This window comes from Bacillus sp. JJ1127 (assembly GCF_036965845.1).
Taxonomy (GTDB): Bacteria; Bacillota; Bacilli; order Bacillales; family Bacillaceae_G; genus Bacillus_A.
In genome coordinates, this window is sequence record NZ_JBALQK010000230.1 from 1 (window position 1) to 14,531 (window position 14,531).

General features: G+C 36.0%; 21 protein-coding genes. 12 read left to right on the forward strand and 9 right to left on the reverse strand.

Features of this window, described 5'->3' with window-relative positions:
• The first annotated feature begins 145 nt into the window (after positions 1 to 145).
• Positions 146 to 949: an S-layer homology domain-containing protein gene (locus V7183_RS20515; protein ID WP_097898540.1), complete on the forward strand. Its 804-nt coding sequence runs from the start codon at positions 146 to 148 to the stop codon at positions 947 to 949.
• 84 nt (positions 950 to 1,033) lie between these two features.
• A complete protein-coding gene (locus V7183_RS20520; protein WP_097898541.1) occupies positions 1,034 to 1,267 on the forward strand; it encodes a spore germination protein in 234 nt (77 codons plus the stop codon).
• A gap of 173 nt (positions 1,268 to 1,440) precedes the next feature.
• Here V7183_RS20520 and cydB read toward each other — a convergent pair whose 3' ends face one another.
• Together cydB and V7183_RS20530 are read right to left on the reverse strand one after the other, a co-directional pair.
• A complete protein-coding gene (gene cydB / locus V7183_RS20525; protein WP_097898542.1) occupies positions 1,441 to 2,469 on the reverse strand; it encodes a cytochrome d ubiquinol oxidase subunit II in 1,029 nt (342 codons plus the stop codon).
• A complete protein-coding gene (locus V7183_RS20530; protein ID WP_097898543.1) occupies positions 2,459 to 3,805 on the reverse strand; it encodes a cytochrome ubiquinol oxidase subunit I in 1,347 nt (448 codons plus the stop codon). The genes cydB and V7183_RS20530 overlap by 11 nt, the downstream gene beginning before the upstream one ends.
• Positions 3,806 to 4,026: 221 nt before the next feature.
• On the opposite strand from V7183_RS20530, the gene V7183_RS20535 reads away from it, so the two are divergent.
• A complete protein-coding gene (locus V7183_RS20535) occupies positions 4,027 to 4,590 on the forward strand; it encodes a beta-class carbonic anhydrase (RefSeq protein WP_097898544.1) in 564 nt (187 codons plus the stop codon).
• On the opposite strand, the gene yidD is transcribed toward V7183_RS20535, so the two are convergent.
• Complete coding sequence (gene yidD / locus V7183_RS20540) at positions 4,587 to 4,823, reverse strand: membrane protein insertion efficiency factor YidD (protein ID WP_205684579.1); 237 nt, start codon at positions 4,821 to 4,823, stop codon at positions 4,587 to 4,589. The genes V7183_RS20535 and yidD overlap by 4 nt on opposite strands.
• 128 nt (positions 4,824 to 4,951) lie before the next feature.
• Between yidD and luxS the strand changes: the two genes are divergently transcribed.
• Both luxS and V7183_RS20550 read left to right on the forward strand, forming a co-directional pair.
• A complete protein-coding gene (gene luxS / locus V7183_RS20545) occupies positions 4,952 to 5,425 on the forward strand; it encodes an S-ribosylhomocysteine lyase LuxS (protein WP_097898546.1) in 474 nt (157 codons plus the stop codon).
• Between the two features lie 139 nt (positions 5,426 to 5,564).
• A complete protein-coding gene (locus tag V7183_RS20550; protein WP_097898547.1) occupies positions 5,565 to 6,119 on the forward strand; it encodes a shikimate kinase in 555 nt (184 codons plus the stop codon).
• A 71-nt stretch (positions 6,120 to 6,190) separates the two neighbouring features.
• On the opposite strand, the gene V7183_RS20555 is transcribed toward V7183_RS20550, so the two are convergent.
• Entirely contained in the window at positions 6,191 to 6,424 is a 234-nt protein-coding gene (locus tag V7183_RS20555; protein WP_097898548.1) for a hypothetical protein, read from the reverse strand.
• Positions 6,425 to 6,534: 110 nt separating this feature from the next.
• On the opposite strand from V7183_RS20555, the gene V7183_RS20560 reads away from it, so the two are divergent.
• Positions 6,535 to 6,852 (forward strand): hydrolase, encoded by a 318-nt coding sequence (locus V7183_RS20560; protein ID WP_097898549.1) that lies wholly within the window; start codon positions 6,535 to 6,537, stop codon positions 6,850 to 6,852.
• 84 nt (positions 6,853 to 6,936) lie between these two features.
• On the forward strand, positions 6,937 to 7,416 hold the full coding sequence (mutTA, locus tag V7183_RS20565; protein WP_097898550.1) for an antimutator 8-oxo-(dGTP/GTP)ase: 480 nt from the start codon (positions 6,937 to 6,939) through the stop codon (positions 7,414 to 7,416).
• A 256-nt stretch (positions 7,417 to 7,672) separates the two neighbouring features.
• Here mutTA and V7183_RS20570 read toward each other — a convergent pair whose 3' ends face one another.
• Both V7183_RS20570 and V7183_RS20575 read right to left on the reverse strand, forming a co-directional pair.
• Positions 7,673 to 8,110 carry a hypothetical protein gene (locus V7183_RS20570; RefSeq protein WP_097898551.1) on the reverse strand — a complete coding sequence of 146 codons (438 nt, stop codon included), beginning with the start codon at positions 8,108 to 8,110 and terminating at the stop codon, positions 7,673 to 7,675.
• Complete coding sequence (locus tag V7183_RS20575; RefSeq protein WP_097898552.1) at positions 8,097 to 8,315, reverse strand: helix-turn-helix transcriptional regulator; 219 nt, start codon at positions 8,313 to 8,315, stop codon at positions 8,097 to 8,099. Before V7183_RS20575 ends, V7183_RS20570 begins: the two co-directional genes overlap by 14 nt.
• 263 nt (positions 8,316 to 8,578) lie before the next feature.
• Between V7183_RS20575 and V7183_RS20580 the strand changes: the two genes are divergently transcribed.
• The 3 genes from V7183_RS20580 to V7183_RS20590 all read left to right on the forward strand — a co-directional run bounded on the left by V7183_RS20580 (position 8,579) and on the right by V7183_RS20590 (position 10,720).
• Positions 8,579 to 8,851, forward strand: a complete 273-nt coding sequence (locus V7183_RS20580; protein WP_097898553.1) for a hypothetical protein — start codon at positions 8,579 to 8,581, stop codon at positions 8,849 to 8,851.
• An 82-nt stretch (positions 8,852 to 8,933) separates the two neighbouring features.
• Entirely contained in the window at positions 8,934 to 9,470 is a 537-nt protein-coding gene (locus V7183_RS20585) for a DUF3267 domain-containing protein (RefSeq protein WP_097898554.1), read from the forward strand.
• A 125-nt stretch (positions 9,471 to 9,595) separates the two neighbouring features.
• The gene (locus tag V7183_RS20590) at positions 9,596 to 10,720 is read left to right on the forward strand and encodes a hypothetical protein (protein WP_097898555.1); all 1,125 of its coding nucleotides are present in this window, start codon (positions 9,596 to 9,598) and stop codon (positions 10,718 to 10,720) included.
• A gap of 40 nt (positions 10,721 to 10,760) precedes the next feature.
• Here the strand turns inward: V7183_RS20590 and V7183_RS20595 are convergent, their stop codons facing one another.
• Genes V7183_RS20595 through V7183_RS20605 form a run of 3 tightly spaced genes read right to left on the reverse strand, consistent with a single transcriptional unit; the run spans position 10,761 to position 13,340 of the window.
• Complete coding sequence (locus V7183_RS20595) at positions 10,761 to 11,567, reverse strand: ABC transporter permease (protein ID WP_097898556.1); 807 nt, start codon at positions 11,565 to 11,567, stop codon at positions 10,761 to 10,763.
• The gene (locus V7183_RS20600) at positions 11,560 to 12,324 is read right to left on the reverse strand and encodes an ABC transporter ATP-binding protein (protein ID WP_097898557.1); all 765 of its coding nucleotides are present in this window, start codon (positions 12,322 to 12,324) and stop codon (positions 11,560 to 11,562) included. Before V7183_RS20600 ends, V7183_RS20595 begins: the two co-directional genes overlap by 8 nt.
• An 11-nt stretch (positions 12,325 to 12,335) precedes the next feature.
• Complete coding sequence (locus tag V7183_RS20605; protein ID WP_097898558.1) at positions 12,336 to 13,340, reverse strand: ABC transporter substrate-binding protein; 1,005 nt, start codon at positions 13,338 to 13,340, stop codon at positions 12,336 to 12,338.
• Positions 13,341 to 13,461: 121 nt separating this feature from the next.
• Here V7183_RS20605 and V7183_RS20610 point away from each other — a divergent pair, with 121 nt between their 5' ends.
• Together V7183_RS20610 and V7183_RS20615 are read left to right on the forward strand one after the other, a co-directional pair.
• The gene (locus V7183_RS20610; RefSeq protein WP_097898559.1) at positions 13,462 to 13,755 is read left to right on the forward strand and encodes a DUF3986 family protein; all 294 of its coding nucleotides are present in this window, start codon (positions 13,462 to 13,464) and stop codon (positions 13,753 to 13,755) included.
• Between the two features lie 11 nt (positions 13,756 to 13,766).
• Positions 13,767 to 14,000 (forward strand): hypothetical protein, encoded by a 234-nt coding sequence (locus V7183_RS20615; RefSeq protein ID WP_097898560.1) that lies wholly within the window; start codon positions 13,767 to 13,769, stop codon positions 13,998 to 14,000.
• Positions 14,001 to 14,531 lie beyond the last annotated feature (531 nt).

A 14,531-nucleotide genomic window follows, 5' to 3' on the forward strand; every position in this document is an offset into this window, starting at 1 on the left:
ATTAAAAGTAAAATGGTTTGGGACACTCTGTGGAGTGTCTTTTTTTGTTTTTCGTTTCGACATCATATGACAAAATTAATATATATAATTTGTTATTATGTAAGAAAAAATGAATGACCACTTGTAAATAGAAGGGGACTTAGCAATGAATTTCAAAAAAATAATTATGACAGGTGCAATTGTCGCGACAACAACATTCATTTCTCTTGGAAATGTACAAGCAGAAATCAACCAATTCAAGGATGTTCCAAATCACCATTGGGCGTATAAAGCGATTATGGATTTAGCAAATAAAAACATTGTTGCTGGATATGGAAATGGAATCTTTGGTTTAGGAGACGATGTTACTCGTGAGCAAGTTGCAGCTCTTATGTTCCGTCATTTTAAACCAGCTTTAAAAGAGGATTATAACAATCCTTATACAGATATTAATGATCATTCAACTATGTTTAAAAAAGAAATTTTGGCTTTAACGGAAATGGGAATTTTCGCGGGAGACGATACAGGTGCTTTTAGACCGAAAGATTCTTTAACTCGTGAAGAAATGGCGCAAATTTTAACAAGAGCATTTCAACTAGAAGCAAAATCAGAAAACACTTTTCCAGATGTAGACAGAAAATCATGGGCAAATACTGCAATTAGTGCAGTACAGTCTAATTATATTACTGCTGGAACAGGAAATGGTATGTTTTCACCTAAGATGCATGTAAGCCGTGAACAATATGTTCAGTTCTTATATAATGCAACGTTACCTTTGGAAGAAAGACCAGGAGCTACACCAGAAACGAAGCCTGAGGTTAAGCCAGAAAAAAAATATTTTGCTAACTGTAAAGAGGCAAATGCTGCTGGATATTATGATATTACACCAGATAGCCCGGCTTACGGTTCTCATTTAGATAAAGATGGTGACGGAATAGCTTGTGAGCGAAATAAAGGACGTAACAAGTAAGGAAAGGCACTCATTTGAGTGCTTTTTCTTTTTTTCGAAACAGGCTATTTTTTTAGGCACTCTTCATAAACTGAAAATAACATAATGAAAGTGAGTGATACGATGCCTGCAGTTATTGAGGGGATAATTATTGAAAACTGTAATGGAATGGCTAATCTAGGGGATAAGTACAATGTACATCCGATATCGGCAGCGAAAACATATGCCGGTTCTGGAGCAGGTAATACAGGATTTACTGTGAATGCCTTTAATGGGATTAGTACGGCTGATGTAAGTGACAACGATGGGAATGATCAAGGAATCCAGTTTTCGTTATAAGCTCAATATGTAAAATTGCATAGAATTTGCGTATATGTTATATGATACAATCTTGATGAAAGCTGCTAGTAATTCTTCTTTGTCACAGATGTTAAATTGGAAACTTAACATCTTATCGAAAAACATACGTGTAAGCAAAAAAAGACACTCGTTTAGGAGTGTCTTTTTTCATTCTAGTGATACCCTTTAGCAGAGTCTTTATGAATTTTATCTTTAAAGATTGTGTAGCTCCATAGTTGATATCCAATAACGATTGGTACCATGACCATTGCCACAAAGAACATAATTTTTAAGTTTAATTCACTACCTGCTGCTTGGTATAACGTTGTACTATAAGCGTCGTTAATACGTGATGGCAGCATTCTTGGGAACATGCCTGCAAATCCAGTTGCCATAAACAGAGCAATTGTTAAGCAGACAGATGTGAATGCGAAACCGATTTTATGTTTGTATACCATAACGATTGTTACAACACTCATCAACATTGCAAGTGCAGGAATGATAAATAGTACTGGATATTCCGTAAAGTTTTGGAATAAGTTTGTACGGTTTGCAGTTGCCACATAGAAGATAGCTAAAATAATAGCAGCTACCATAGAAAATGGTTTTGCAATTTTATAAGCACGATCGGATACTTCACCAGTCGTTTTAATCATAACCCAAAGTGCACCGGATACGACGAAGATTGCTGTGAAGAAGAGACCGCCTAAAATACCGTAATGATTTAATAAGCTAAGTAATGTTCCTTCATAACCATCTTTTCCGATTTGCAGTCCATAGTATAGGTTTGCAAATGTAACACCGAATAAGAATGCGATCAGGAAACTACCGATTGAAAATGCCCATTTACAAACACTTTGCCAAATTGGTGAATCGTCCTTATGCATAAATTCAAGCCCAGCTGCACGAGCGAAAAGAGCAAGTAATACTAAAAATAAAGGTGTATATAAGTAGCTAAACATATTTGCATATGTGATTGGGAAGGCAGCGAATGTTGCACCGCCCGCTGTAATTAACCATACTTCGTTACCGCCCCAGAACGGGCCGATTGCTTCTTGCATTTGATTTCGCTCTTTTCGGTCTTTCGTAACGAACGGGAAAATCATTCCGTTACCAAGTGCATAACCGTCGAGAATAAAGTAAACTGTCCAAATCACGCCCCATAAACCAAACCAAATGACTGCAAGCGTATCATGAGACATGAGATGCACCTCCCTTAGTAGATTCTTCTAATGCTGCTGGTCCTTTCTTAGCAAATTTCAGCATCAGGTATACATCGGCAATTAAAAGCAATGTATAGAACAATACTAAACTAAGTAATGAGAACCAAATTTGCGGTACAGAAATTGGTGAAACTGATTCTGCTGTTCGCATCAGTTTGTATACTGTCCAAGGCTGACGACCAGCTTCTGCAACAATCCAACCTGCATTAATTGCTACATATGGAAGTAATACAGACCACATTGTAATTTTTAAGAAACGTTTTGAGTTTTCTAGTTTTCCTTTTCGGCTTAAATAGAAACCAAACCATGTAAGTGCCATAAAGAATGTGCCCAGTGCAACCATTAAACGGAAGCTGTAGTAAACTAGATTTACGTTTGGACGTTCGTCCTTTGGAATATCTTTTAAACCGACGATTTTTCCATCAAATGAATTTGTATAGAAGAAGCTACCGAGTTTTGGAATTGTTAATGCTTCGAAGTTCTTCTCGTTTTTCACATCAGGGAATTGAATAATGGAGAACCCTTTTCCTTCCCCAGTTTCCCAAACAGCTTCCATTGCTGCACCTTTTGCAGGTTGCATTTTCGCTGCGAAAGCACCGGATTCGTGACCGATGAAAGGTGTTGCTGTTGCTGCGAATAAACCAAGTATTAAACCAAACTTAAATGATTTTTTGAAGAATTCTACATCGTTTTTGCGTAATAAATGGTAAGCACTAATTGCCATAACGAAGAATGAACCAACGATATAACAAGCAACAACAGTATGGAAGAACATATGCCATGCGTATGGATTTGTAATTAGTGCCCAAAAGTCATTTAATTCAGCGCGGCCATTGCGAACTACGTAGCCAACTGGGTTTTGCATGAAACCGTTCGCTGTAATAATCCAAAGAGCGGAAATGTTTGTTCCAAGTGCAACCATCCACATACAAAAAGCACGGAACTTTGGTGAGATTTTATCTTTACCGAATAACCAAATTCCCATGAAAGTAGATTCTAAGAAGAAAGCAACAAGTGCTTCTATTGCGAGTGGTGATCCGAAGATATCCCCCATATATTTTGAGTACTCTGACCAGTTTGTCCCAAATTGGAACTCCATTGTAATACCGGTTATGATACCCATTACGAAGTTTATCGTAAATAGCTTACCCCAGAAATTCGCCATTTTTCGATAAGTTGGATTTAATGTACGTGCATATTGTGTTTCCATACACGCCACTAAAATAACAAGTCCGATTGTCAAAGGTACAAATAAAAAGTGATAAAAAACAGTAATTGCAAATTGAAAACGACTCAGTAACAGAACGTCGGACATAATAAAGTTTCACTCCTTTTTAACATTATCTACATTTAGTTTATAGTGGAAACGTGAGAAAAGTATGGGAGAGTTGTTACAGAGCTGTGTGTATATTATGAAAGAATTATGTCGGTTGTCTGAAAAATATAAAATTACGATAAAGTAATATACTTTTGGTATTTTTTAGAGTTTGATACACTGAATGTGTAACCTAAATGAGAGAAAAGAGGTTTTTTACTATGAAGTCATTAGAGGAGATTTTGCAGTACAATGAAAAATTCGTTGAAGAGAAGAAATATGAGGAGTATGAAGCAGGGAAATTTCCAAACAAAAAAATGGTTATTATTTCCTGTATGGATACTCGCCTTGTTGAATTACTGCCAAAGGCAATGAATATGCGTAATGGCGATGTAAAAATTATTAAAGTAGCAGGCGCTGTTATTTCGCATCCGTTTGGTAGTATTATGCGTAGTATTTTAGTTGCTGTATATGAACTTGGTGCAGATGAAGTATGCGTTGTTGGTCATCATGACTGCGGTATGGCAAAAATAGAGGCGAGCAGTACAATTGAAAAAATGAAAGAGCGCGGTGTAACGGAAGAGAAATTAGATACACTTCGCTATTCTGGAATCGATTTAGAAAGATTTTTACAAGGATTCTCTAGCGTTGAAGAAAGTGTAGAGCACAGCGTTTCAATACTTCGTAACCATCCGTTACTTCCAGCAGAAGTACCTGTTCATGGTCTTGTTATTCATCCTGATACAGGAAAATTAGATCTAGTTGTGAATGGCTACGAAGCTTAATGCTTATGCTCTTTTTCCTTTTTCTCCGGGACGGGATCGAATCCTCCTGGATGAAAAGGATGACATTTTAATATGCGTTTTAATGTGAGCCAAAATCCTTTGAAAGCACCGTGCTTTTGGAATGCTTCTAATCCATAATGCGAGCATGTTGGATGGAAGCGACATGTAGGTGGCGTCATCGGGGAAATAAACTTTTGATAAAAGCGTATGATGCCAATAAAAATCTGTTTCATAACGGTCTCCTTCTCAGCATATTCTTCTATTATTATAGCACGACCGCACATAATACTTTACTAATGCGAAATTCCGTTATATCATATTGGATATAACGGAATTAAAATTAAAGCGGGAGAGATGTTTTATGCCATCAGTAGAGAGCTTTGAATTAGATCATACGATTGTAAAGGCACCTTATGTAAGACATTGTGGTGTTCATAAAGTAGGTAGTGACGGTATTGTTAATAAATTCGATATTCGCTTTTGCCAACCAAACAAACAAGCAATGAAACCAGATGTTATTCATACGTTAGAACATTTATTAGCATTTAATTTACGTAAATATATTGATCGTTATCCGCATTTTGATATTATCGATATTTCACCAATGGGTTGTCAAACAGGGTATTACCTTGTTGTAAGTGGAACACCAACAGTTCGTGAAGTAATTGATTTATTAGAGCTTACATTAAAAGATGCGGTTCAAATTATAGAAATTCCAGCTGCAAACGAAACGCAGTGCGGTCAAGCGAAGCTTCATGATTTAGAAGGAGCGAAACGCTTGATGAACTTCTGGTTAAGCCAGAATAAAGATGATCTTGAAAAAGTATTTGGATAAAAGATGAGGAAGCTGCCTGTGAAAGGGCAGCTTTTTTAGTCCTTGTTTGTACATGTCATATGGTATCGAAGCGTCAATAGTGGAAGGGAAAGTGTTATAATTAGAATAATTTTACAATTAAATGTAGGAGGGTCTACTTATGCAAAAGACAATTATTCTAATTGGTCCTATTTGTTCAGGAAAAACAAGTGTTGCAGAAATTATTTCAAATCAGTTACATATTCCTCAATGTTCAATTGATGAGGTGCGTTTTGAGTATTATAAAGAAATTGGTTTTAGTCAGGAAAGGCAAAAGGAGATTCGAGAGCAAAAGGGATTTAAAGGAGTCTATCAATACTGGAAGCCTTTTGAAGCACATTCTGTTCAAAGGGTACTAGAAGATTATCCAAATCATGTAATTGATTTTGGCGGAGGGCATTCTGTTTACGAGGACGATAATTTATTAAAGAAAGTACAATTTACATTAAATCTACATAAAAATGTTTTCTTGTTACTTCCAAGTGCTAATGTTGATGAGTCAGTGAAGACTTTAAATGAACGATTACACACAATAACCGATAATAAAGATGTATTTAAAATAAATGAACATTTCATTACGCACAAATCAAATAAACTATTGGCAAAGCATGTCATTTATACAAATGGAAAGTCCGTGAAGGAAGTTGCGGACGAGGTTATTCAGCTTGTTGATTAAGAGGTGGGAAATGAGTACTATACATATCAAGAGCAAAAGAACGAAAAGGAAAGTAGCTGTCGTATTGCTTTCTATTTAGCAACAATATTCGATATCATAATGAAAAACATAAGAGCAGAAATACCAAAATACGGAATGCTCATTGACTTTCGTCCTGCTTTTATTTCATTAATCCCAGTAAGGATAAATGTACAGCTTAAACCAAGTTGTATGTAAGGAGAGAGTGCGAAGTTATTGGTAGACAGAGAATAGATACAAAGGGCGAGAGTGAGAAGAACGAAGAAAATACGTAATATAGCTAACATTGTATTCCTCCTTTTTATTTGCTATGTAAGAAGTGTCCTTTTCTTTATTTTACATAATTTTGTAATTGTTGAAAACAATAGAAAGTAAAAGGGTGAAAGAAGGGCGTTATATGGATAATAAGAAAACTTACTATATATCAGTAGGAAACGGTCAAATTTCGCAGGTGAAAACGGCGGATACATATAACTTTGAGATCCACGCGAATGATGAGGAAATTATTCAGCTTCGGGAGTATTTTGATCAAGCATACCGTGAAGATCTCGGCTCTTTTGTGCGTTCTCACGTTCCGTTTGTTGAGTATCATCATGATTCTAATAATGACCGTTACGATGAACAACTGCAGAAAGCATATAAGATGATTTATGATTTAGGAAATCATGAAACGAAAGAATTAGTCGCGCAAATGGGAATAATCAATGGATTATAGTTGGATAACATTAGGCAGAAAAGCGAGAATATGCTACAATTTGTGGTAGGAAAAACTTGTAACCATCAATAGGGGAGTAATGGCATGTACAAATTTAAAGATTATTACCACAATACTGTACAATTATCGTTTGAACGTTATCCATTTTCTCCTGAGCCAAAGCATGTTTGGGTTGTATGCCGGTACGGGGATCAATGGTTATTAACGCATCATTTGCGCCGCGGACTTGAATTTCCAGGTGGTAAAGTAGAAATTGGGGAAACACCGGAAGAAGCGGCAGTTCGAGAGGTTCATGAAGAAACTGGCGGGATTGTTTCTAATTTAACTTACTTAGGACAATATAAAGTATCTGGAAAAGACAAAATAATCATTAAAAACATTTATTTCGCAACAATTAGTGCAGTTGAAGAACATACACACTATGAGGAAACGAAAGGGTCTGTTTTATTAGAAGAGATTCCAGATAACATTAAAAACGATAGGAAATTTAGCTTTATTATGCGCGATGATGTATTAGCGCGTACGATGAAACATATAGAAGAAATCGGCTGTTTTACGAAATAAAGTGGCCGATTTCTTTTTGTTTAGCGATGTAAAAGAAAAGATGCCTATATAGGAATCGTTAGAGTACAGATCCCGTATAGGCAGTCGTGATAGGAAAATTAAAGTAATTGAATATCTCTTCTTCCTAATTGGTAATGGATTTAATTAGTGCTTTAAAATAGGGAAACAATTCTTTTGGAACATCTTTAAGCCAATTTTTATTAAAAAATATAAAGTTGTAAAAACAGCTCATCGGTTACCATGGAAGAATTTCATATTATACGTCATGATCCTCTAAGCGTTTTTTTCGTAAATAGTAAACAAAAGAAAAAGGGATGAGAAAACAAACAAAAATGACGCTTCCTGCGAGTAAGGCTTCACTGTTACTACTGTGATCTGGGCCGAACTTTGCCAGAAGTGCAAAAACAGTGCCAACCAATGCAGAAAGGATGACAATTCGGTAATAGGGACCAGGCTTTTTCTGGTGATGTGCATTATCATACACATCAACGTTAATTTTGAGATTCAGCCAAGTAAAAACAACAACAGTAAGCATAAGTACTTCCCATAATGGATTATTTCTAGCTTCCATAATCCCTTTTGTTATCACCTCATAAAGTAAAATGGCAAATATCCCTATCGTTTGAACAATAAAGGCAATCCGAATGTTTTTCAAATTTTGCATTTGCAATCGTTCATCTTTAATCTTTTTCATGTATCTGCTCCTCCTTGCCAATCCAAAATATTTCATCCAACGTCTTATTCACTACATAACAAATCTCTAAGCACAATTTTAGCGTGGGGTTATATGTGCCTTTTTCAATCAAGCTAATGGTTTGCCGAGTGACACCTACTCTTTCGGCTAATTGTTGTTGTGTTAAGTCTACTTGAACACGAGCTATCTTTACGTTATTTCTCACCTATATGATCTCTCCTTAACTCCATTGTAACATATAAATTACATAGTTCCATATATAAATTGCATATTGGATGTCAATTTTCTAAGGAATTGCTATGTGAATTTCTGTTTTATTTATTACGCATGAAGATTTATCTTGCTATTCGCGGGCAATAATACTCCCACTTCAAAATTCAGTGAAAGTATGGAGGGAGATGACTTCATACGTATTAGCGCAGAATAGGATCCGGTAACAGGAGAAAAAGTAGGCTGGAGCGACCGTTTATGGGGCGTCGGAATGATGGCACTCACATTTACCGGACATTAAAACTTATAGCCAAAGGTTCAAAAGTGGCAAAATTTAGTGAGAAAGCAATAGCTACCTTTCAGTCGATGAAACATGTCGTAAATCCAAAAGTCATTGGCGGAATGATACAAGGAACCTATAACGCAATTGATCGATTTCCAACGAGTGTGATGCATTACATGAATCTTATCATGCGAAGTTATAAATGTTTTTATTGTTCAAAACAACTTTTGGATATTTTTCTAAATTAAGGTGTAAGTATATCTTTACATTTTTTGGAGAGCCATATACAATTCGATGTAAAGATATCTTTACTTTTATAGGGGGAAGAATATGACACAATCAAAAGAAACGATCGTCTCCATTTCAATGGTAAAGTTAAATATTTATTTATTAATTTTAACGATTGCAATAATGTTTGGAGTTGGTTTTTTGCATGTGTTTCTTTTTAAAGAGCTTAACTTAACCATTACGTTACCTATAATGATTCTTTTAATTGTTGCAATGATTGTTCTTATTTGTATTCATGAAGCACTACATTTAATCGGATTTCGTTACATTGGAGGAGTGCCGTGGAGTGAATTAGCGTGGGGCATAAATTTAAAATTAGGTGTTGCTTACGCCCATTCTAAAAAGCCAATCACAGTGAAGCATATGAAAAAGGCATTGATGCTTCCGTTTATACCAACTGGAATTTTACCAATTTTAATCGGAGTCGCAATGAATGTTCCATCACTGTCATTTCTCGGTGTGTTATTAACGGCGGGTTGTATAGGAGACTTAGTCTTATATCAAAAACTATTAAAATTCCCGGATGATGCGATGGTTATTGATCACCCAAGTAAACCGCAATTCACGGTGTATGAATGAAGAGAGGACATATCTTATGAATATGTCCTCTTTTTCTAAATAAAAAACCTTCCTAGAAATAAGTATCGCATATTTTTAAGAAAATGCTTATTATATCTTTGTAGAATAGAATGGCGGAGGTTGTTATGGGGAAGCGGTATGGAAAGTTAGCATGTTTTATTATGGCGATTAGTTTGATAGCGGGATGCAGTAAAGAGGTAGAAGTCGCCGAAAGGAAAGACGTATGTGAAACAGAAGAAGAATGTACGAGAATCGGGGATAAGATGATTCAAAAGGTGCATAAAAAGATGAAAAGTCTGTCTCAGCTTGAGGAACCAGAGGGAAATGTAGAGGGGCCAGAAGAAAGCACTGAAGGGAATTCTGCAAAGGCAGACAGTATAGAGGAAGCTGAAAAAAAGAAAAATGATGTGGAAAACTATTTCTTTTTAGCGTCCTATTATATTAATGATGAAGATATTATAGATCCTTATTTTGAAAAACTAGATAAGAAGCGTTTAAATAAAGTGTTCGCTGATGATCAAGAAGCAAAGAAAGAAATCATTAAGCAGCATGAGGATATAGATTATCACAAAACCTTATGGGACATTTATCGTACGTTAATGCCATCTAAGTATCGAAAGAATATAACAGAGTTTGATATTGTGACAGATGGATATGATGGAATTGTTGCTCATGTGACTCCTAATATGGATAGTCCAAAAGATTGGGTGTTAAGTTTAGATACGCTTGATTCAAGTGTGAATATAGATGAAGTGATAAAGACGTTAATTCATGAGACGGCTCACGTATTGACGCTTAGTGATAAACAAATTCCAGTCGATAAAAAGTATTTACAGGCATTTGAAGAGGAGAGAGATATTTCATCTTATCAAAATAAATGTAAAACTCTTTTCTTACAAGAAGGGTGCGCGAAGGCAGATTCATATATTAATCAATTTTATGATTCTTTTTGGAAAGTAATTGAGCAGGAATGGAAAGAAAAACAAATTGAAACAAATGAAGATGCACAAATACAATTTTTTGAAGAGAAGCACGATCAATTTGTTTCTGAGTACGGAACAACGAATGTAGCAGAAGATATTGCAGATACATTTACAGCATTCATTTTACAAGATTCAAAGAAAGTGAAAGAAGGAACAGAACTGAAGTATAAAAAAATTGCTTTCTTCTATCAATTTCCTGAGCTTGTAAAAATGAGAGCAGAAGTATTATCTGGATTATATGAGATTTCAAAGAAAGTAAAAGAATAGTAATTTGAAAAGGAAGCTGACCCCGGCATGCTGTTTGGAGTCAGCTTTTTTTTCGTTTTCCTATCATTAGTTTCTCAAATCCTTCCACAAATACATACATAAGAGTGGCAAGGACACATGTCAGTAGCACACTCAGCAGTACGAGCGTAAAGTTAAAGACTTGAAATCCGTAGCTAATTAAATAACCAAGCCCTTGTTTAGAGACGAGGAGTTCTCCGAAAATAACTCCAACCCAGGATAATCCAACGTTTACCTTTAGTGTTGAAATAATTGCTGGGAAGGAAGATGGTAAAATAACTTGCCTATAGCACTGCCATTTATTTGCACCAAACGTATCCATTACTTTTAAATAGTTAGAATCAACTTCTTGAAAGGCACTGTAAATAACGAGAATGGTAATGATAATGGAGATAATTACACCCATTGCGATAGAAGATGAAATGTTTGGACCAAAAATAACGATAATAATTGGGCCAAGTGCTACTTTTGGCATGGCATTTAAGACAACAAGGTATGGGTCTAATACGCGAGCTAAGAGAGGTATCCACCAAAGAATGGTCGCGATGATTGTTCCAAGGACTGTGCCGAGGATAAAGCCGCCTCCTGTTTCAAGCAGTGTCGTCCAGATGTGAATCCAAAGAGATCCGTCTCCCCATTTACTTAGAAACAATCCCCAAATGCTAGAAGGAGAGCTAAAGAGTAAAGGATCAATCCATTCTTGCTTACTAGAGATTTCCCATAATGCAAAGAAGAGAATAAGAAGCAGCAATTGTAAGAGCCGAGCAATCCATGTGCGCTGTCGTTCTTTTTTTCGAAACTGTGCGTGTAATTGTTTTATATTATCCAAGGCGTTCCAGCTCCTTCCATATGTCTTGAAAAAGGGCTGGAAAGTCAGGATGATGCCGTGCTGCTAATGGAGATAAGGAGCGAATACTTTCTGGGACGATAAAAGTCTTCGCAATTTTTCCAGGGTTAGCTTGAAGCAAGTAAATCCGATCACTCATCGCAATGGCCTCTTCCATATCATGTGTAACGAGTAGCGATGTTTTCTTATACGTTTGTAATAATGAGAAGACGAGCTCTTCTAATTTTAATTTCGTTTGATAATCAAGTGCTGAAAATGGTTCATCCAGCAAAAGGATTTTCGGATTTGTTGCGAGTGTTCGAACGAGTGCAGCACGCTGGCGCATACCACCAGAGAGTTCACGTGGGGATTGTTTTTCCACCCCTTGTAAACCAACTTGTTTTAAAAGTTGTAATGTATATTCTTTCGTTTCTTCTCTGTACATTTTTGTAATGTGCAGTCCCAGCATGATATTTTCTTCAATTGTTTTCCAAGGAAACAAGTAATCTTGCTGGAGCATATACCCCATGGAAGAAGTCGATTTTTTCACTGGCTCATCTTCTAAAAAGACGATGCCTTCAATTGGTTTTAACAGTCCAGCGATAATAGAAAGAAGTGTTGTTTTTCCGCAACCACTGGGGCCAAGAAAGGAAACGAATTCACCTTCTTCTATGTGTAAGTTCATATCCTTTAAAACGAGCCGAGCATCGTCCTTTGCAAAAAAGCAGTGGGAAACGTTACGTATTTGTAGGAAACTCATTGTATTCGCCTCTATTTCTTGATAACGCTTTCGGCAATTTTTGTATTAACGAGTGCATCGTGTGGAACTTCTTTTTGTAATTCTCCAGCCTCTTTCATAATTGTTTGCAATTGTTTCCATTCTTCCTCATCTAATAATGGATTTGTTGCATAAGAATGCTGTTTTTTGTAGCGATCAATTACTTTTACCGTAATATCTTTTGAAGTGTCTTTAAAAAGCGGGGTAACAGCGTCGGCAATTTCTTCTGGGCTATGTGTATCGACCCATTGCTGTGATTTATATAAGGCACGTGTAAATTTTTCAGCCGCAGCTTTATCTTTCTTCAAAAAGCTTTCTTTTGCCATAAATGTTGTGTAAGGAACAGTTCCTGATTGAACCCCAAAAGAAGCAACGATATAACCTTTTCCTTCTTTTTCAAAGATGCTCGCTGTTGGTTCAAAGAGCTGAACAAACTCTCCTGTGCCGGATGCAAAGGCATTGGCAATATTCACAAACTCGATGTTTTGAATTAAATTTGTATCCTTATGAGGATCAATTCCATTTTTCTTCAAAACGTATTCTCCAACCATTTGCGGCATACCACCTTTACGCTGACCAAGGAAAGTAACGCCTTTGACATCGTTCCAATTAAAAGAGTCTAATTTTTTACGTGAAACTAAAAAGGTACCATCCGTTTGTGTAAGCTGTGCAAAATTAATAACCGGATCTTTTGCTCCTTGCTGGTGAACATAAATGGATGTTTCAGAACCGACGAGTGCAATATCGATTCCGCCAGATAACAGTGCAGTCATCGTTTTATCACCACCAGCTGTCGTTTGTAAGTCAATGTCTAGACCTTCATCTTTAAAAAATCCTTTCTCAATCCCAACATATAACGGTGCGTAAAAGAGGGAATGTGTTACTTCACCAATGTGAATTTTTTGTGTTTGCTGCTTTGTGTTCTCTTTTTTACTACAAGCGACAAACGTAAAAACAGTAAGTACAAGTATACAGAAAACAGCTATGAATTTTTTCAATACAAGACACCTCCTAGAAATCAATCTACTGACATAATATGTAGGTAAGTGCCTAGATGTGAGTGGACATAGAAGGAATTTTTTGGATCATAAAGAAGTACAAATATAAGGGGTGATAAAAATGAAGTATGAATATGATGACATGCATTTACATCTCGATTATTTCGGAGATGAGTACGATGTGGAATCGATTGCGTATAAAAGAAAACAAGAAGATGTATGGGATGTCTTTTTCAATTTTGCTTTTTATGGGATTACGCCAACTGGGGTGCAGGAAGATGAATGGATGGATGACTATTCCGGGTATCGTGTTTTTTCTGTACATGCTAATGATTTAAGCTGGGAATTTGGCAGTGCTAAGTTTGAAGAATGGCTTTTGAAGCACCGTATATTAGAAAAGACAATGCAGAAATAGGGAGGCGTTTCGTGGGCGATTTTCTGATTTTGTTACTTATATTTGTAATAGGCTGTATGATATTACAGTCCCTTTCTTATCGTTTTGCAAAGAAGAATATCCATAAATATAAGGAAATGAAACTTATGCATATTTGGTTGGATATGCATGTAAAGAAAGGCCCTAAATTAGATTTTGGTGATTATACATTCATCGTGATTGTATGCATCATATGGAAAATTTGGCTTCTTCCTCTCATTCAATAGTGGATAGCAGTAAAAAAGTTTAAGTTATCCAAACTACTTTTAACTAGTTATTATATACATCAATTAAAAAAACGACATAAAATCCCTCTTTTTAGGTGGGAGAGAGCATCTGGCCATGCATAGAAGCGGTCAGGGCCTTTTTCTGCCACATGCGAAGTAAAAACAGAAAGAGCAAACGAGTGTAAGTTACGTTTTATTCTGCATAGCAGGGATTTAGATGTCGAAAAATTAAAATGGATTTATATAGATGAAACATCCTATCATTTTTCCCCTTAATTGAAGAATTATATGATGCACTAGAGTTCATGGTTTATATTTTTACCTCAATTTATAATATGGACCTGTTAACACAGTCTTTAAATGGTATCTTTAGCGGTGAAAATATGAAAGCGAACTTAGAGCACTCTCATAAAAATAGATTTTCTACAAATACAGTTAAGTCTAATAAGGGAATACATCCTTTGGAACAATGAAAAGGATGTATTCTCTTATTGAAGTTTGTATCATTTTCCTCATGCTATGCATAGCATG